Below are 18,520 nucleotides of genomic sequence, written 5' to 3' on the forward strand. Positions count from 1 at the left end.
GACGGACCAAATGGCATTCGGATTCTTGTCTTGTCATGAAACAGCGGCCCTGCTGCAAAACAGGACCGCTGTTTCTATGAAAGCATATTGCCAAGATAGCGAGGCATATAGCCGGTTTCTGTCAAAGCCTGTATCACCTGTTCGCGGCGGCCTGGATGGAACAGCGGCAGGGAGCGGAACTCCTCCAGCGGAACCCAGCCCGCCCATTCAATCTCTTCATCCTCTAGTCCTCCCGGGATTGGCGTCTGGTCCTCCCCGATCAGCCTGGCCAGCACCCCAATGCCAATGGTGTGCTTCCCGTTGCCGGTGCCATCAATTCTCTCGTCCACCCATAGCATCCGGTCAAACTCGACTAGCAAACCGGTTTCCTCCCACACTTCCCGGCGAGTGGCATCCGGGATTGTTTCGAGATAATCGACGACCCCTCCAGGCAAATTGTAGCAGGGATGGCCTGAGCATTTTTCCTTGATCACCAAAATCTCACCCTGATGCTCCACCACGACGGTGACCCGCATACGAATTTCGTTCATTTTTGCTCGCTCCCTTTACATGACAGGGGGACGCATGACATCCAGAGAGTTGACCTCAGCATCCGCAAACTGTCTCTCCAAAGCTGCCAAGCCTTCGCGGCTCAAAAACTCTGCCTCCGACCCGGATATCGCGTGCAGCATTTTGAACCAGACTACATCGCTGCCATTGGTAAAGAGATCAAACCCCTCTACTTCAAAATCAGCGGGGGTAGCGAGGACAAACTGCAGACTCGAGCCCTTTTGGATCGGCTTGCCGAGTGCGAAAACATCCCCGTTTGCAAGTCCTCTGCCTGTTTCTTCCCAGCGGCGTGCGACCTCGGCGGCGACCCGACCCAAGTGCGAAATGAAAGCGCCATCAAAATGGTACGAGTAGAGCATGCACTCGACTCCTCCACTCCTGTGCAGCTCCAGCGTAGTGTATGTCCACCAGCCGCGCTCGCGCGTAGGCGGAAACACGGCAAGCAAAGTATCCGCCTTTTCCGTATAATAGAGCTCTCCGTCACTGCCAAACAAGCGGGAGCAGTGGTCGTACAGTTGCCTTGCCACCAACATATGTGCGTCCCCGTTCTTTTTAGTCGTAAAATGATGACTTCATCTGTTACAAGACAAGCCCAGGCTTTCTTTCCAATGGAAAGAACCCACCCGGTCAGCAAATGCTGCACCAGGCGGGACCTCTTGGCAAGACGTGACTGTTTGTACCAAAAGCATGTCTGTTTGCTTGTAGAATTTCTTGATATAGCCAGACTTTTACTTGCAGGCCCTTTTACATTATAACATAGCTTCGAGGCCCATAGCCTCTTCCAAACGCAATTGCTTGCGTGTTTAACAGCCTTCCAATATGATGCCCGGATGATCCCACATCTATGATATGCATCGGACATTCATTGAGTGAAACCGTGACAACCAGAAACCCGCATGAAACCATTTTGAGAATTCCCTGGTTTGCTGTATCGGCTTAAACAAATTCTTACGTTGGTAAGCTTTCATAAAGGCTAAAAGAGTAGCGAATATAAAAAATATTGTTTTATCGTTGAAACGAAACTGTTAGACTTTGGAACAAACCATTATATAAAACAATAACAAGTCAGGAATGGGGTACCTATTTGGACTCAAAAAAAGCGTCATCGGGCAAGAAAAGCAAAACAAGCGGGAAGAGTGAGTCTTTACAAAATGTAGACGAAGCAAGACTGCTGCCAGACTCGGGTCCATGGATGAACAGTGCTCTCTTCCCCGACAGTTCCATGTATGCCATGGCCGTTACGAAGCTTCGGGCCGCGGGGTGTGTATTTGCTGAAGAGGAAGCCCGGATGCTCCTCTCTGCAGCGCAAACGCCGGCGTCGCTCGCCGCCATGGTAGATCGGCGGGCGGCCGGCTTGCCCCTCGAACATGTCATCGGCTGGACAGAGTTCTGCGGCCTGCGGATCGCCGTAGACCCGGGAGTCTTCGTACCCCGCCGCCGCACCGAGTTTCTCGTTCATCATGCCGCTGCGCTCGTCCGTCCGGAAGCTGTCGTCGTTGACCTGTGCTGCGGCTCCGGTGCGGTGGCAGCCGCTTTGGCCGCAGCCTCGGAACGAATCGAGCTGTACGCTTCAGACATCGACCCCGTCGCGGTCCGGTGCGCACTCCGCAACGTCACCGCCGCTGGCGGCCATGTATACGAAGGAGACCTCTTCGAACCTCTCCCAGGCAACCTCCGGGGACGTATCGACGTCCTGGTCGCCAACGCGCCTTACGTCCCCACCGAGGCGATCAGACGGCTACCCCCAGAGGCCCGTATGCACGAGGCATTGCTGGCCCTCGACGGAGGTACAGACGGGCTTGACATCCAGCGGCGTGTAGCGGGCACAGCGCCCCTCTGGCTGGCACCGGGCGGCCATCTGCTGGTCGAAACCAGTCAGCGCCAGGCTCCGTTGACTGTCGAGATCTTCGCTCAAAGCGGACTGATACCGCAGGTAGCTAGCTCCGAGGAGCTGGATGCCACTGTGGTCATCGGAACCAGGCCTGTCCTAACGATTTGAAAACACAGAAGCAGCCCTCCGTCGATAGAACCGCTGGAGGGCTGCTTGTACATTCCTATTATTCTGGACAGGGTTTGAAGGTAAGGAAGTTCCAAGAAGGTTCAATTTTGTTGTTTCAAGTTCAAAAACTTTCTAAACTCAATCCCTTGTGTACTGTTTGGAAGTATCCCGCTCTTTGCATCTGAAGTAAATGGCATCCACTGCCAATCTTCCCCTCCGACAAAGCCAAGTTGTGACCATCTATCAAGCAAGTCAATGAAGTTATTTGCAAGTATGCAGCCATGACTCGTGCATCCATCATGGCTTAGATAAACAATTGGAGGATCTTCCCCCTGGCTTAGGTCAAAGGCAAGAAAATCACCATTCCCTACATCATAAAAAGACAGCTTGTCATGCCATACAGCATCATAAGGATCATGTGGGTCAGGAAATACCACTCTTATCCACTCTAGTCTGTCCTGTTCTAACTCAACTAATTTAGACAGATCCCAATGCATATCTCCGGAAAATATTCCTCTAAACTTTTCCGGTAATGCAATTTCATCAGGGAGAAACCATCTGAAACGGAATCGGGCTGAAAATTCCAAAAGAACTTTTTTGAAACTTCCCGGCAAGCAAACATGTAATTGCTCTTCAATATCCTTGATCTGTTTATCCGAAGCGGGTTGTTTTTTAATGATCTCGTAAACCTCGCCATTCAAGGATTTAATTCGGTCTCCAAATGTATAAATTCGACTCATGAGAACATCGTAGTTCATCTTTACATACTGTCCCTCCGTCTGTACTGAGACTCGCTTCCATCTATTGTATCATCCAATTGTTTAAAAAAGTAAATCCCTAAAAAACTAATGGTTCATTTTTTATCGCTCTTCATCTGGAACGTGAGGATGGTGCAAACAAAAATACGTGCCCACGCAACCAGGCACGCAAGCGTGAGGTCGCAATGGACACGTATCTGTTTGTTACAAAGAAGATTGAAGACGATTCACTCGCACTATATGAGCAATGCGTCCAAAACCAAATATGGGCTAAATGGGGGCAAAGCCCGTTTCGGAAGCCGGAAACCCTTGTGGTGCAAGCGTTAACCGATAGAACCTTCCATCTCGAACTTGATCAGTCGGTTCATCTCGACAGCGTATTCCATCGGCAGTTCTTTTGTAAACGGCTCGATGAAGCCCATGACGATCATTTCAGTCGCTTCGGCTTCGGACAGGCCGCGGCTCATCAGGTAGAAGAGCTGGTCTTCCGATACCTTGGAAACCGTCGCCTCGTGCTCAAGCGTGATGTTGTCGTTCATGATTTCGTTGTATGGAATCGTGTCCGAGGTGGACAGTTTATCCAGAATCAGCGTATCGCATTTGATGTTCGACTTGGAGCCTTCCGACTTGCGGCCGAACTGAGCCAGTCCGCGATACGTTACTTTTCCGCCATCGCGAGAGATGGACTTGGAAATAATCGTGGATGTGCAGTCCGGAGCCAGGTGGATCATTTTCGCACCTGCGTCCTGATGCTGTCCTTTGCCTGCTACGGCGATAGAAAGAACGGTACCTTTGGCACGCGGTCCTTTCATGATCACCGCAGGGTATTTCATCGTCAGCTTGGAACCGATGTTGCCGTCGATCCACTCCATGTTGGCGTCAGCGTATGCAACCGCACGTTTGGTCACGAGGTTGTACACGTTGTTGGACCAGTTTTGGATGGTCGTGTAACGGCAGCGAGCGCGTTCCTTGACGATGATTTCCACGACTGCGGAGTGCAGGGAGTCTGTGCTGTAGATCGGTGCGGTACAACCCTCTACGTAGTGCACGAACGCATCCTCATCGACGATGATCAGCGTGCGCTCGAACTGACCCATGTTCTCCGAGTTGATGCGGAAGTACGCTTGCAGCGGCGTTTCAACCTTGACGCCTTTTGGCACGTAGATGAAGGAACCGCCGGACCATACAGCAGAGTTCAGCGCCGCGAACTTGTTGTCCGCCGGCGGGATGACTGTCGCGAAGTACTCCTTCACGATGTCAGGGTACAGCTTCACGGCAGAATCCATGTCGCAGAAGAGAACACCCAGTTTTTCCAGGTCTTCCTGCATGTTGTGGTACACAACTTCGGATTCGTACTGGGCGGATACGCCGGCCAGGAACTTCTGCTCGGCTTCCGGAATACCCAGCTTGTCGAAGGTAGCTTTGATTTCTTCCGGTACTTCATCCCAACTGCGGCCCGCTTTTTCAGACGGCTTCACGTAGTAGGTGATTTCGTCAAAGTTGAGGTCGTCCAGATCGCCGCCCCATTTCGGCATGGGCAGCTTTTCAAAAATTTCCAGTGATTTCAGGCGGAATTCCAGCATCCATTCCGGTTCTTCCTTGATGCGGGAGATTTCCTCCACGATCTCGCGAGTCAGACCCTTCTTGGTACGGAAAATGGAGACGTCCTTGTCGTGAAAGCCGTACTGGTATTCCTGTATTTCCGGGGCTTTTTTCGCCATGTGATTTCACTCCTTACGATTTATTCATGTCCAGCCTGCTTGATTCCCTGCTCCAGCGCCTTCCAGGCCAGGGTAGCACATTTGATCCGCGCCGGGAATTTCGTTACTCCGGAGAGCGCCTCGATGTCCCCCAGATCGACAGAATCGTCGACTTCTTTTCCCTGCATCAAATCGGAAAAGAGCTGAGCCAGCTTGAGCGCTTCCTCTACAGGCTTTCCCTTGACTGCGTCCGTCATCATCGAAGCGGATGACATGCTGATGGAGCAGCCTTCTCCGAGGAACTTGGCATCCGAGACAATTCCGTCCTCCACTTTCAAAGAGAGCGAAATGCTGTCGCCACAAGTCGGATTGTTCAAATTGACGATGAGTCCTTCCGATTCCTCCAGCTTGCCGCGGTTGCGCGGTTTCTGGTAGTGGTCCATAATCACGCGGCGGTACAGATCATCAAGAGAAGACATTGCCGAAAAACTCCTTCGCCTTTTTCAAGCCCGACAGGAAAACATCCACTTCTTCTTCGGTGTTGTACAGATAGAAGCTGGCACGCGCACTAGCGGTGACATTCAGCCAGCGCATCAGCGGCTGGGCGCAGTGGTGACCCGCCCGGATGGCAATCCCGTGGCTGTCGAGCACTGTGGCCAGATCATGCGGATGAACCTCTGACAGGTTGAAAGTGATTAAACTGCTGCGGTCCTTTTTGGGGCCGTAAACGGAAACTCCGTCCATTTCGAGCATTTGCTCCATCGCGTACGCCACCAGCTTTTTCTCGTGGCGCTCGATTTCTTCCATGCCGATCTCCTGCAAAAAGTCGATCGCCGCGCCGAGTCCGATCGCGCCGGCGATGATCGGCGTGCCGCCTTCAAACTTCCACGGCAGCTCCTTCCAGGTAGAGTCATACAGCTCTACGAAGTCGATCATTTCGCCGCCAAATTCCATCGGCTCGGTTTTCTCCAGAAGCTCGCGCTTGCCGTAGAGCACGCCGATCCCGGTCGGCCCGCACATCTTGTGAGCGGAAAACGTGTAAAAGTCGCAATCGAGATCTTGCACGTCGACCTTCGTGTGCGGCGCTCCTTGCGCCCCGTCGACAAACAGGACAGCGCCGTGCTGGTGGGCGATTTGTGCGATTTCCTTGATCGGCGTCGTATCGCCCAGCACGTTGGAAATATGGTGAATGGCTACGATTTTCGTATTGTCGGTTATGGTTTCCCTGACAGCGTCCAGCGTAATCGTACCGTCCTCTGCCAGCGGAATGAATTTGAAGGTAGCTCCGGTAGCCTTTGCCGCCTGCTGCCAAGGGATGAAGTTGCTGTGATGCTCAACCACGGTGGTCACAATTTCATCGCCTGGCTTAAGAGTAGCGCGGGCATAGCCGTACGCTATCGTATTTACCGCGGTGGTCGTTCCCCGCGTAAAGACGATCTCTGCCGTTTCACGGGCATTCACGAAGGCACGCACTTTTTCGCGCGCCTCCTCGAATTTGTCCGTGGCCCGACTTCCAAGCGTGTGAACCCCGCGATGCACATTGGAGTTGACCTCCTTGTAATACGCATCGATTGCTTCGATAACCTGAATCGGCTTTTGCGAGGTGGCCCCATTGTCCAAATACACCAGCGGGTGGCCATTTACCTCTTGGTGAAGAATGGGAAAGTATTTCCGAAGCTCCTTGGCATTCATTTAACCCAACTTCCTTTCGAGCGCCTGACGAAGCCGGTTGCGAACCTCTTCAACCGGAATCTCGGCTACGACAGGGTCCAGGAAGCCCAGGATAATCAGGCGTTCTGCATCCTGACGGGTGATCCCCCGAGACATCAGGTAGTAGATGCTCTCTTCGCTGACGCGGCCTACGGACGCTGCGTGGCCTGCCTTTACATCATCCTCGTCGATCAGCAGGATAGGGTTGGCGTCCCCGCGGGCTTTTTCGCTCAGCATGAGAATGTTCTCAGCCTGTACGCCATTTGCCTTTTCGGCGCCTTTTTCGATTTTGGTGATTCCGTTCAAAATGCTGGTCGCTTCATCTGTCATGACGGCTTTGCTGACCATGTCGGACTCGGAATGAGTACCGATATGCTGTACTTGGGATGTCAGGTTTTGACGCTGGGAACCGGTACCTACCGAGATGCTCTTGGTCTCGGCGATAGAACCGACCCCTTGGAGGATGGTCGTGTTGTTTGCCACAGTGTTTCCGTCGTTCATCTCGCCCAAGATCCACTCCATCTTGCCGTCGCGGTCCACGCTGGCGCGGCGGAAGGAGTAGTCGTGCACTTCGGTGGAAAGAGAACGCACGGATGCGACTTGCACGGTTGCTCCTGCGCCTACATATACTTCAACAACGCTGTTTGCTACCATATTTTTGCCTTCGCCGGATACATACGTGTCTACGTAAGTAACCTTGCTGTGCGCTTCCGCAACGATCAGCACGTGCGGACAAACAAGCGCATCATCGCCTGCCACTTCAAATACGGCTTGCACAGGCACGCTTACTTCCACGTTTTTGGGAACGTAGAGGAAAACGCCGCCATTGACCACTGCTGTGTGCAGCGCGGTCAGCTTGTGCTCATCATATTTTACGACAGTGCCCAAGTATTTTTGCACGAGCTCGCCGTGTTCTTTCAGCGCAGTTGCCAGGTCGGTAAAGATAACGCCCTGGTTCTTCAGCTCTTCGTCTGCGGACTGAAAAACGACGGATGCGTTTTTCTGCACGATCAGACTTTTTACGCTATCTGCATCGATTTGTCCTTTGACCAGATCGTCCAGCTCTTGGGCTGTTGCCACTTTGCCGGAGGTTTGGAACGGTACAAACTGATCGATATTCCACTTGTCTATTTTCGTTTTCTCCAAGACGGGCAGTTGCAGCTCGCCCGCTGCCTTCAGACCGGCCAAGCGCTTTTCCAAAAACCATGCAGGTTCAGAATTAGCCTTGGAGAACTCGGTGATCGCTTCGGAATCGAAGCGGAGCTGTATATCTACACTCATCTCACTGCTGCCTCCTTCTCTTACACGTTTGCGTTGACGGTTTCATCGACGATGCCGAGTTCTTCCTTGATCCAGTCGTAGCCTTCCGCCTCCAGGCGTTCAGCCAGCTCAGGACCACCGGACTTCACGATTCGTCCTTGCATCATCACGTGTACGAAGTCAGGCTTGACGTAGTTCAAGAGGCGCTGGTAGTGGGTAATGATCAGGAAGCCGCGATCAGCGGAACGCATTGCATTTACGCCGTTCGCTACCACTTTCAGCGCGTCGATGTCGAGACCGGAGTCGATTTCGTCGAGAATGCAAATGGCAGGCTCCAGCATCATCATTTGCAGAATCTCGTTGCGCTTCTTCTCACCGCCGGAGAAGCCTTCGTTCAGATAACGGTGGGCAAAAGCTTCATCCATTTCGAGGGCGCCCATTTTCTTGTCCAACTCGCGGATGAACTTCATCAGCGAAATTTCATTGCCTTCGCCGCGGCGTGCGTTGATCGCAGAGCGCAGGAAGTCCGTGTTGGTAACTCCGCTGATTTCGGACGGATATTGCATCGCCAGGAACAGACCTGCGCGTGCGCGCTCGTCCACTGCCATTTCCAGAACGTCTTCGCCGTTGAGGATCACTTCCCCATCGGTTACTTCGTATTTCGGGTGGCCCATCAAAGTGGAAGCCAGGGTGGATTTCCCCGTCCCGTTCGGTCCCATGATCGCGTGCACTTCTCCGCCTTTGATCTCGAGGTTGAGACCTTTGATGATTTCCTTGTCTTCAATCTTGGCGCGTAGGTTTTTTATCTGCAAATGCGGTACTGCTGTCATTTTCTTTTCCCTCCATGACACTCAAAAATGAGTTGACTTATTCTCAATCCATTCTCAATACCCATCTTATAATAAGAATAATTATAAATCAAGGAATGAAACATATCTGTAATTTTTAAATCATTATATTTAAAAAGTATCACCTCGTTGACCGGGCATTTGCTTATTTTGGCTAATTTTGGAGAAATCATGCGGATTGCTCTCAAAGTGGCTGCGGATATGTTTTTTGGTGCGGTCCGGGCTTTGGTGGTGGAGATGAACAAGGAGAAAACGGCTGCAGGTTCGGTGGGCCACTGCGAGGGAGCTGAACTGTCCGGCTCCATTCCAAAAGCAAAACCGCGTCCAAAAGCAGTAGACACGATGAGGGGTCTCAGAGTTGGACGCTAAAAGCGTGTTTTGCTTTTTCCATTCCGCCTGGGAGGTGTCCCAAAGACCTTTTCCGTTTTCTCCTTTTTCATCTCTACAGCTTGGTTCTTCGACCGCAACTTATTGCAAGCAATTCAAGAAGGGCTGTTCCCTCTTGCAGCAGTTTGAACCGATGCAAAGGGACAGCCCCAGGAATATCCTATATTTCTCTGTATCGCTTGATAGCTTGATTTCTCGCATGCGATTTCAGGTCGCCTTTGCCTGCACATTGCCGACTCGGCGTTGCCACGCATGTTCGCTATTCATTATTCCCTGTTCCTTGCTCCCGGTCTTACTGAACCTTTGGACCTGCTGCAGCGATTTCGGCTGCATTCGGGAACTTCTTCTGGAAGTTTTCGATAAAGCGGTTGGCCAGATCGCGGGCCTGCTTGTCGTAGGCGTCTTTGTCCGCCCACGTGTTGCGCGGGAGCAGGACTTCCGCCGGGACGTTCGGGCAAGAGGTTGGCACTTGCACCCCGAAAGTCGGGTCTGCCACATAGTCGACCTTGGCCAGCTCGCCGTTCAGAGCCGCGGTGACCATTGCGCGGGTGTAGGACAGCTTCATGCGTTTTCCTACGCCGACCGGTCCGCCGGTCCAGCCGGTATTGACCAGGTACACCTGCACGTCGCGCTCATCGATCTTTTTCCCGAGCATTTCCGCGTAGACGACTGGGTGAAGCGGCAGGAACGGGGAACCGAAGCAAGTGGAGAATTCGGTTTGCGGAGTGGTCACGCCGCGCTCTGTCCCAGCCATTTTGCTTGTATATCCGGACAGGAAATGGTACATTGCCTGTTCTCTTGTCAGTTTGGAGATGGGCGGAAGCACTCCGAACGAGTCAGCTGTCAGGAAAATGATCACATTCGGATGACCGCCGACACCTGGGATTACAGCCCCTGGAATGGCTTCGACCGGATAGGCTGCCCGGGTATTTTCCGTGTATTTGTCGCTGTCGTAATTTGCCTCGCGAGTCTCAGGATCGACTTCCACGTTTTCCAGCACTGTACCGAACTGGATCGCTTTCCAGATCTGTGGTTCGCCTTCTTCGGACAGTCGGATGCACTTGGCGTAGCAGCCTCCCTCGATGTTGAACACGCCGTTGTCAGACCAGCCGTGCTCGTCGTCGCCGATCAGGAAGCGGTCCGGGTCAGCGGACAATGTTGTCTTTCCTGTTCCTGACAGACCGAAGAAAAGAGCCACATCTCCGTCTTTGCCTACGTTTGCTGAGCAGTGCATCGAGAGAACGTTTTGTTCAGGCAAAAGCAGGTTCATTACGCTGAAAATCGATTTTTTCATCTCGCCGGCGTATTCGGTACCGCCGATCAAAACGGTTTTTTGCTCAAAGCTGGTGATGATGAACGTCTCCGAGTTGGTGCCGTGCACTTCCGGATTTGCCTTGAAGGTAGGTGCGTATACTACGGTAAACTCCGCTTTATGGGCTGCCAGCTCTTCCGCGCTCGGGCGAATGAACAGCTGGCGGGCAAACAAATTGTGCCACGCGTATTCATTGACCACCCGGATCGGCAGGCGGTAGGTTTCGTCCGCTCCGGCAAAGCCGTCGAAGACAAACAGTTCTTTTGTTTGCAGATATTCCATGACGTCCTGGTATAGCACCTGGAATTTTTCCGGGGTAATCGGCTGGTTCACAGGGCCCCAGTTTACTTTATCGTGTACGGATGCTTCGTCCACTACGAATTTGTCCTTTGGGGAACGGCCCGTAAACTTACCTGTCAACGCGTTGAGCGCCCCTCTATCTGTCATCATGCCTTCGCCGCGCTGTACCGCCATCTCAACGAGCCTTGCGACTGGCAAGTTTGCATACACCTTTGTATTAGCCAGTACGTCAGCAAGCTTGTGAACCGTCTTGGTTTCCATGTGTGAACGATCTCCTTCCCGTATCTATCCGTTAACATGTTTTCTAATCATCGTTGATTTGCAATTAGTATATCACATTTGATCAAATAAGCTACAAGATTTTAATTTTTAGGTGTGAAGAAAATGTGAAGGCTCGTCCCACAAACGCAAGACTCCCTATATTATATGACATTTGTCGAAAAACAACATTCAAGGAAACAGGGAACCTGCGGAAAATAGCAAAGGATTAGAGCAACAGACCGTCGCTGCCTCCCTAGCCACATCTGCAGCCTTTATTGCTTCTCTGCCAGGTTTGGAGGGTTTTTGGTCCGGACTACATGAACCGCGTACCCATCCGGCTTGATTTCCAGACAGTTCAACTGAGATCCATACACGCAAGCGCCATCAATCCCGATTTTCCTCTCCCCAAACCATACATCCGGCTTTTCGTGCAGCGTACTGCAAGTCGTGTGGCCAAATACAACCGTTCGCGCTTCCTTCACCGGCTGATGATAAAAGGCATCCCTGATCCAGATCATCTCGTAGGGAGGAGTCTCTCTCCAGTCCTCGTACGCCGGATTGATGCCTGCATGCACAAAAATATGCTCTTTCGTCTCATAATAATAGGGCAATTGCTGCAAAAATGCGACTTCCTCCGCATAGTGCTGCAAAATATGCTCCCTGGCACTCTGGAGCTTCTGGTCCGTCACTTCATTTTGAAACCAGTCGGTACCGCAAAAGCTCTCCAGCGTGGCTTTGCCGCCATTGCGCAAATACCGTTCCGTCTTTTGCGGCTCGCCGCTGTAGAGAAACTCGAGGAACATCTCATCGTGATTTCCTTTGATGGCAATCGCTTGCTGCTGCTCTGTCAATGCTTTCACCCGTTGCACGACTTCCTTGCTTTTGCAGCCTCGATCAATGTAATCCCCGAGAAGAATCAGCTTGTCAGAATCGGCGTCAAACGAAATTTGTTCAAGCATTTCACAAAATTCATCATACATTCCGTGAATATCGCTTATGACAAAGGTCCTCACTTGTCCATATCCCCTTTTATCCTTTCTCAATCTCGCAGACTACCCCATCGCCCTGCGGATTTCGGCCTGGATCGGCAAATGATACGGACACGCTTGCTGACAAAGCGGCTGTTCCCTGCACGGCTCGTAGGTCATACACTGCGCAAACTTGTCAGCCGACTGCTGCCACATCAGTTCCCCCGCTTCCAAAAGCCCGTATTTCTGGCGATACCTCGAAGGAATCAGCGTATCCGGAATCCGTATCCCCAAGGGACATGAGCAATAGTTGCAGCGTCTGCAGCCGTGCTCATCCAGCCCCGCTGCCATTTCCTCCAGAGCGGCGCATTCCTCCGCGTCTACGCTTCTCTCCAGCGCCGCGATGTTGGCATCTACCTCGGCGATGCTCTGCATTCCGGAGAGCACGACATGGGCTGATGATGCGGCTGAATAACGCAGCGACTCCGTTACCTTCGACAGAAAGGGACCGGAGATCGGCTTCATCGCGATCATTCCGACATCCAGCGATTCGGCCATTGGCATCAGCTCCCGTTTGGCAAAGGGCTGTACCATGCTCAGGTGAAACAGCACGGTGGCAAACGGATAATCCCGAAGCCAACGGGCCAGCAGCTCAGGACGATGGCCGGTAATCCCAATATGCCCGATGTATCCTTTCGACTGCAGCTCCTCCGCCGCGCGTATGGCGCCGTCTGCCGCTCTGACCTCCCGGTACTCCTGCGGATAGTTCACGTAGTGAATTTGCAAAATGTCCACATAGTCGGTCCGCAGCAATCGAAGGCTCTGTTCGATCTCCTGTTTTGCCTCCCCGTAGCTGCGCTTCATCGTCTTTGTGGCCAGCACATACTCGGAACGGCGATGGCTGATGGCGCTCCCCAGCTTCTCCTCGCTGTCTCCATAACTCGCGGCGGTATCAATATATGTAATGCCGCGATCCAGCGCATGATTGATCACGCGATCCGCTTCCGTATGGCTAATGGCCCGCAGGCGCATGGCGCCAAAGCCTAGCTTCGATACAGTCAATCCTGTTTTCCCCAGTATGCTTGTCCTCACGCCATGTACCCCTCCCTGGGATATTATAGCATGCCTGAAAAATAAGAAGCGCCGCTTCGCTCACGAGCACGTGAGTCGAAGCAGCGCATCGAGTTTCAATTGGTCCCGCAGCGGCCCTCTTATGGTAACAGACTGTCTGGCACTGATGTAGAGCAGCTCGTCACCGGCAAACAGTCTCTGCAAATCGCGCTCCTGTCCGCTCACCACCAGGTGCACCGGCTCCTGCCACCCTGCCCTGGTAATTCCCCCCGGCGAAAAGCGCAGGCAATGCCGCGATTGTGCATCCTCGGCGACGATTCCCACACATCTCTCCCAGCCGCCTGTGATGCCCTTCAAGTAAGCTTTGCCTTGTATTTGACCAGCCACCCGTTCCAGCAAGGAATCCAAACCTTCTCCATTCATCACCGTCGCCCCCTTCGCCTTCTCCCATCAAGGTTCTGGGCAGCCAGAGTCGAATCCTTTGACGAGAGGTGAGAAGCGCTGTCGGTCTCTGTCAAACGGTTTGCCTTTTTCTCGACAAGCTTTTGCTTGCACGGAAACGCCCATTGGCCTGTGCTTGTCTTGTGGAGCATGCAAAAAAGGCACCTGTTGCGAGACGCTGCAGCATCTCCCAAAGGTGCCTCTCGTATATCTATTCATCCAGCTCGTCTTTATCCAGCCGGACCTCCAGATGATGCCCGTCCGGCGTTTCAAAGTAAAGGTTGAAGCTGGTCGGACGCGTAATCGGTCCGCGGTAGCAGATATTTTCCGCTTCCAGTTTGTCTACCAGATAGTCCAGCTCGGCACGGCTGGTCAGGGAAAAAGCGATATGGTCCACTTGCCCGACACCGTTTTTTCCTTCCTCGCCCTCATAGGCATGGAGACCAATCCGTGTGTAAGTGCCAATTTGAAAGTAGATAGGCGCTCCTTCTTCGATGTCTTCTTCCGGGATGGGGACTTCCAAAATATCCTTAAAAAAACGAGCTACCTTCACCACATCCTGACAATTTAACGCGATGTGATGCACGCCTTTCAAATGAAACATTTACACTGCCTCCCACGTCAACTCAGGTCACGCGCTGCGCTTTGACATTTCCTTCCGTCGGTTGTATTGCTTCAAACGATCACTGAGTCGTTTGAGCCTGAGCATCAGCGCTTCACGCCAGTCGTCGTCTTTCAGTTCTTTTGCGACGCCCAGCAAATCAAGCGATATATCAATCTGTTGCTTCAGCACATCGGCGAAGCTGCCCGCTTCATCCGTCATGGTACAATTCTCAAACAACTCGGATGTATTGTCAACACTAACGAAATCGGCAAAGTCAACTTCCGGCGCCCGATCCCCTTGTGCGTATTCCACCAAAATTTCGTATTCTCCCTCAATAGCAGGGTGAACCTCTATTCTATCACAAACCGGACAAAACATGATCGGCACGTTGTGAACCAGCGTCTTGTAATGACGAACCGAGCCTATCGAGCCTATCATTCCGGCACCACAGCAAAAACTCATGCCTCTCCCTCCTTTTTGCCAAACAAAACGTATGACCATTCTCCCTCGTCCATCAGAGGAACAAAAGTCCCGACCGCAAAGCATTTCTGTTTCCTTCCCTGTAAAAATCGCAAATGCAACTTTCTCAAAAAAGTTTTGCGGTCTTTTGTCTTTCTTGCATTGTAGCGTATAAGAAGGTGTTGTCTCTAGTCGAAAATCATACCAGTTTGCAAAGGTTGGAACGTATTTCTATTGTAGCGAAAAATGACCGGGATGACCAATGTTTTCTGACTAATTTGAACATTTTACCAACAATAGGCCTATCCTGCCAATTTTGTATAATGGTTAGAGTCGGCGGTTTTAAGCTTCCACAGATTGGGAATAGGATAGAGACGCCTTTTTGAGAGGAGAGGTATCATGTTTCGATTTAAAAGCATTCGTACCCGCACACTAGCTATCATGCTCCCTGTGATCATGGGGACGTTGGCACTCGTGATGGGCGTGTCGGCCTTTACCGCGCATTCCCTCCTAACTGAAGAAATCGGAGAGAAGATGCGCAAAGAGCTTGGCATGGTTAGCGCGCGAATTGAAAGCCAACTGGAATCCCATGGCAAGGTGACCGAGGCTTTGGCAAAGACCATTGAGATCGCCCCTTCCTCCTACAAGCTGCAAGACCTGCACGCTCTGCTGAAAAAGACTGTACCTTTGCATGAGACATCATTTGGGATGGGCATCTTTATGGAGCCGTACAAATACGACCCCGCTATCCAGTACTTCTCGACATATGGCCAACGCTCACAAAGCACAGTCACCATGACCGAGGAATACAATGACCCGAGCTTTGGCTATACGGGGCAGGAATGGTACAAAAACGGTGCGTCTACCGACAAGCCCTACGTCTTTTCGCGCCCGTATTACGATGAAAAAATGAAGGCTGCCATGGTCACCGTCACTGCTCCTTTTTACGACCAAAACGGCAAGCTGATGGGCGTGACTACCGATGACCTCGAGCTGGGAAGCATTCAAAAGATGGTTTCTGACATCAAAGTCGGGGAAACCGGCTGGTCGTTCTTGATCGACAGCGAGGGAACCTATCTTTCGTTCCCCGACACCGCCAAGCTGTTGAAAGCGAATATTTCCGCTGACGAGAACGCTTCACTGGCGGCCATCAGCCGTACTTTGCTGGACGAGCCTGAGGGGCAAGCTGCTTTTACCGATCAAAACGGCAGCAATACCGTTTATTTTCACAAAATTCCCCAAACGAACTGGACGCTGGCTCTCGTGATGCCAGACGCGGAGCTATTGGCACCGGTCAACTCGCTTCTCTGGAAGCTCTCTTTGACAAGCGTCGCCGGAATTCTCGTGCTGGTCGTGGTGATTCACTTTTTCAGCCGTTATCTGTCCCGACAGCTCGACAAAACAAACAGGCTTTCACAGTCGCTGGCCTCGGGAGACTTTACTGCAACGATTCAATTGGACACAGCCGACGAACTGGGGCAAATGGCAAACAGATTCAACGAGATGACCGCTACCTTGCGCGAGACGCTGCAGCGCGTCAGCTTTCACTCCGAGCAAGTCGCGGCCACATCCGAGCAGCTGACCGCCAGCGCCCAGCAGACCAGCCAGGCTACCGAGCAGATCGCCGAAGCCGTGCAGGACATCGCCTACGGGGCAGATAAACAAGCGGAAGCGACTTCACGGGGCACAGAAATCGTCACACAGATCGCTTCCCACATTTCGCAAATTGAGGAAGCGGTAAAAACCGTCACCGAATCTACCTCCACGGTGCGGGATCAGGCAGCCGAAGGCAATCAGATGGCCAGCAAAGCCGTTGAGCAAATGCATCTGATCGAGGGCCAGATGACCCACACTTCCGACGTGGTCAACATTCTCGGACAGCGTTCGCAGGAGATCGGGCAGATGATCGCCTTGATCACGGATATCGCCGCCCAGACCAACCTGCTCGCGCTCAACGCCGCGATCGAAGCAGCCCGGGCCGGAGAACAGGGACGCGGCTTTGCCGTTGTTGCCGATGAGGTCCGCAAGCTCGCAGAACAGACGGCGGCATCCGCCGACCAGGTACACCGTATCGTGACAGACATTCAAAGCGACACGACCGCTGTCATCGCCGCCATGCAAAACGGATCTCACGTCTTGCAGGAAGGAATGACGTATGTGCAGACCACGGGACAAGCCTTTGAACAGATTTCACAGTCGACCCGCGTGCTGTTTGGCCAGACCGATGAAGTCTCATCGTATATGGCGGAGATCAGCAAGCAGATGGAGACGATGATCGAGGCTATTCAGGAAATCGCCCGGATCTCGGAGCAATCCGCCGGCAATACCCAGACGGTAGCCGCCGCTGCCGAGGAGCAAAACGCTTCGATGCAGGAAATCTCTGCAGCTTCCGCAATGCTCGCCCGGATGGCGACGGAGCTGTACGATTCGATTCGTTCGTTTAAGTTGTAGGCTTGGTGAGTAGAGGATAGGATGGCTGATGGCTGGCAGTAAAGAAGGTCATGAGGGCGTAAAAGCTCTCATGACCTTTTTGGTTGAGTCTGTAAAATATTTTGTGTAAACTCTCAACCTCTAAACTACAATTAGGAGTAGAAAGGTTGGGAGATTTTTATGATGTCAAAAGAGCAGATCAAGCAGTGGATCAAAGAGAAAAACATGAAGTCAGTGGACGACGTACAGTCAGCGTTAAAGGATCTATTCGCAGACACAATCCAAGAAATGCTGGAAGCTGAAATCGAGTCCTCTCTTGGATACGCCAAGCATGACATGAAAAACAAGCGGACAACCAACAGTCGCAATGGGTATAGCAAGAAAACCGTCCGTTCTGAGTACGGGGATGTCGACATCCAAGTCCCTCGGGATCGAGAGGGTGATTTTGAACCAAACATTGTAAAGAAACATCAATCCAATGTTACAGGGATCGAAGATCAAATTCTTGCTCTCTATGCCAAAGGCGTATCCACACGCGATATCCAAGACCATCTGCAGCAGCTCTATGGCATCGAAGTCTCACCAACGCTCATATCGAATGTAACGAATAAGATTGTACCGATGATCAAAGAGTGGCAAAATCGCCCCTTGCAAGCGGTTTATGCTGTTGTTTTCCTTGACGCCATTCACTTTAAGGTAAAACAGGACGGAGCTATCGTCAATAAAGCCGCCTATATGGTCATTGGTATTGACCTTGACGGTCATAAAGATGTGCTTGGGATCTGGATTGGGGAGAATGAATCGGCAAAATTCTGGCTGCATGTCCTCAACGAACTGAAAAATCGTGGAGTCCAGGATATTCTCATTACAAGCGTCGATAATCTTCGTGGCTTTACAGAAGCCATCTCTGCATGTTATCCGAAGACGGAGATTCAGAAATGTGTTATCCATCAAATCCGAAATTCCATCAAGTATGTTTCCTATAAGGATCTCAAAAAGATCACGTCCGAGCTAAAACCTATCTACAAGGCTCCAACGGAGCAAGCCGCGTTGGAAGAACTCGATCAGTTTGAACAAACCTGGGGCAGTAGATATCCCTTGATGGTTCGTTCCTGGCGGAATAACTGGGACGAGATTGCCACTTTCTTTAAATATCCTCCAGAGATTCGAAAGCTGATTTATACAACTAACGTGATCGAGAGTTATCATCGACAGCTTCGAAAGGTGACAAAAGGAAAAGCCATGTTTCCCACAGATGATGCCCTTTTGAAGATGTTATATCTCGTAACCATGGATGTTCTACGAAAGTGGACGGGACGAGTTCAGAACTGGGGCCAGATTCTCTTACAGCTATCCGTTTTCTTTGAAGATCGGGTACAGCCGTACATCCGTTAACAAATGAAAGGCTTCATCCCCGAAGGGATTATCTTTCTCTCCACCAACGCGTCAAGGGTTCGCTTCGC

At 51.8% G+C, this 18,520-nt stretch carries 18 protein-coding genes; 4 read left to right on the plus strand and 14 right to left on the minus strand.

What is annotated here, in order from left to right:
- Positions 1–74 precede the first annotated feature (74 nt).
- Complete coding sequence (locus NSQ24_RS21250; protein ID WP_003392387.1) at positions 75–530, minus strand: NUDIX hydrolase; 456 nt, start codon at positions 528–530, stop codon at positions 75–77.
- Positions 531–545: 15 nt separating this feature from the next.
- The gene (locus tag NSQ24_RS21255) at positions 546–1,082 is read right to left on the minus strand and encodes a suppressor of fused domain protein (RefSeq protein WP_031932738.1); all 537 of its coding nucleotides are present in this window, start codon (positions 1,080–1,082) and stop codon (positions 546–548) included.
- Between the two features lie 659 nt (positions 1,083–1,741).
- Here NSQ24_RS21255 and NSQ24_RS21260 point away from each other — a divergent pair.
- Positions 1,742–2,548: a putative protein N(5)-glutamine methyltransferase gene (locus tag NSQ24_RS21260; protein WP_203421461.1), complete on the plus strand. Its 807-nt coding sequence runs from the start codon at positions 1,742–1,744 to the stop codon at positions 2,546–2,548.
- Positions 2,549–2,649: 101 nt separating this feature from the next.
- Here the strand turns inward: NSQ24_RS21260 and NSQ24_RS21265 are convergent, their stop codons facing one another.
- From NSQ24_RS21265 to sufC, 6 genes are all read right to left on the minus strand, one after another.
- The gene (locus tag NSQ24_RS21265; protein WP_003392394.1) at positions 2,650–3,306 is read right to left on the minus strand and encodes an SMI1/KNR4 family protein; all 657 of its coding nucleotides are present in this window, start codon (positions 3,304–3,306) and stop codon (positions 2,650–2,652) included.
- 323 nt (positions 3,307–3,629) lie between these two features.
- The gene (gene sufB / locus NSQ24_RS21270; RefSeq protein ID WP_003392396.1) at positions 3,630–5,027 is read right to left on the minus strand and encodes a Fe-S cluster assembly protein SufB; all 1,398 of its coding nucleotides are present in this window, start codon (positions 5,025–5,027) and stop codon (positions 3,630–3,632) included.
- Positions 5,028–5,047: 20 nt separating this feature from the next.
- Positions 5,048–5,485, minus strand: a complete 438-nt coding sequence (gene sufU, locus NSQ24_RS21275; protein WP_003392398.1) for a Fe-S cluster assembly sulfur transfer protein SufU — start codon at positions 5,483–5,485, stop codon at positions 5,048–5,050.
- Entirely contained in the window at positions 5,472–6,698 is a 1,227-nt protein-coding gene (locus NSQ24_RS21280; RefSeq protein WP_003392400.1) for a cysteine desulfurase, read from the minus strand. Before NSQ24_RS21280 ends, sufU begins: the two co-directional genes overlap by 14 nt.
- A complete protein-coding gene (sufD, locus tag NSQ24_RS21285) occupies positions 6,699–7,997 on the minus strand; it encodes a Fe-S cluster assembly protein SufD (RefSeq protein WP_003392402.1) in 1,299 nt (432 codons plus the stop codon).
- Between the two features lie 20 nt (positions 7,998–8,017).
- The gene (gene sufC, locus NSQ24_RS21290; RefSeq protein WP_003392404.1) at positions 8,018–8,806 is read right to left on the minus strand and encodes a Fe-S cluster assembly ATPase SufC; all 789 of its coding nucleotides are present in this window, start codon (positions 8,804–8,806) and stop codon (positions 8,018–8,020) included.
- Positions 8,807–8,995: 189 nt separating this feature from the next.
- Between sufC and NSQ24_RS21295 the strand changes: the two genes are divergently transcribed.
- A complete protein-coding gene (locus tag NSQ24_RS21295; RefSeq protein WP_251255241.1) occupies positions 8,996–9,193 on the plus strand; it encodes a hypothetical protein in 198 nt (65 codons plus the stop codon).
- 310 nt (positions 9,194–9,503) lie between these two features.
- On the opposite strand, the gene pckA is transcribed toward NSQ24_RS21295, so the two are convergent.
- The 6 genes from pckA to NSQ24_RS21325 all read right to left on the minus strand — a co-directional run bounded on the left by pckA (position 9,504) and on the right by NSQ24_RS21325 (position 14,630).
- Positions 9,504–11,084: a phosphoenolpyruvate carboxykinase (ATP) gene (gene pckA, locus NSQ24_RS21300; RefSeq protein WP_003392406.1), complete on the minus strand. Its 1,581-nt coding sequence runs from the start codon at positions 11,082–11,084 to the stop codon at positions 9,504–9,506.
- A 272-nt stretch (positions 11,085–11,356) separates the two neighbouring features.
- Positions 11,357–12,097, minus strand: coding sequence for a metallophosphoesterase family protein (locus NSQ24_RS21305; RefSeq protein WP_003392409.1), 741 nt, complete (start codon positions 12,095–12,097; stop codon positions 11,357–11,359).
- 39 nt (positions 12,098–12,136) lie between these two features.
- Complete coding sequence (locus NSQ24_RS21310; protein WP_327985969.1) at positions 12,137–13,144, minus strand: aldo/keto reductase; 1,008 nt, start codon at positions 13,142–13,144, stop codon at positions 12,137–12,139.
- Between the two features lie 60 nt (positions 13,145–13,204).
- Positions 13,205–13,546, minus strand: coding sequence for a hypothetical protein (locus NSQ24_RS21315; RefSeq protein ID WP_003392414.1), 342 nt, complete (start codon positions 13,544–13,546; stop codon positions 13,205–13,207).
- A 229-nt stretch (positions 13,547–13,775) separates the two neighbouring features.
- A complete protein-coding gene (locus NSQ24_RS21320; protein ID WP_003392416.1) occupies positions 13,776–14,168 on the minus strand; it encodes a VOC family protein in 393 nt (130 codons plus the stop codon).
- 27 nt (positions 14,169–14,195) lie between these two features.
- Positions 14,196–14,630 carry a hypothetical protein gene (locus NSQ24_RS21325; RefSeq protein ID WP_003392418.1) on the minus strand — a complete coding sequence of 145 codons (435 nt, stop codon included), beginning with the start codon at positions 14,628–14,630 and terminating at the stop codon, positions 14,196–14,198.
- A 396-nt stretch (positions 14,631–15,026) separates the two neighbouring features.
- Here NSQ24_RS21325 and NSQ24_RS21330 point away from each other — a divergent pair, with 396 nt between their 5' ends.
- Both NSQ24_RS21330 and NSQ24_RS21335 read left to right on the plus strand, forming a co-directional pair.
- Positions 15,027–17,078 carry a methyl-accepting chemotaxis protein gene (locus NSQ24_RS21330; RefSeq protein ID WP_024983052.1) on the plus strand — a complete coding sequence of 684 codons (2,052 nt, stop codon included), beginning with the start codon at positions 15,027–15,029 and terminating at the stop codon, positions 17,076–17,078.
- 159 nt (positions 17,079–17,237) lie between these two features.
- Complete coding sequence (locus tag NSQ24_RS21335) at positions 17,238–18,452, plus strand: IS256 family transposase (protein ID WP_251247396.1); 1,215 nt, start codon at positions 17,238–17,240, stop codon at positions 18,450–18,452.
- The last annotated feature ends 68 nt before the right edge of the window (positions 18,453–18,520 follow it).

The organism is Brevibacillus sp. FSL L8-0520 (assembly GCF_037963895.1).
GTDB classification, from domain to species: domain Bacteria; phylum Bacillota; class Bacilli; order Brevibacillales; family Brevibacillaceae; genus Brevibacillus; species Brevibacillus borstelensis.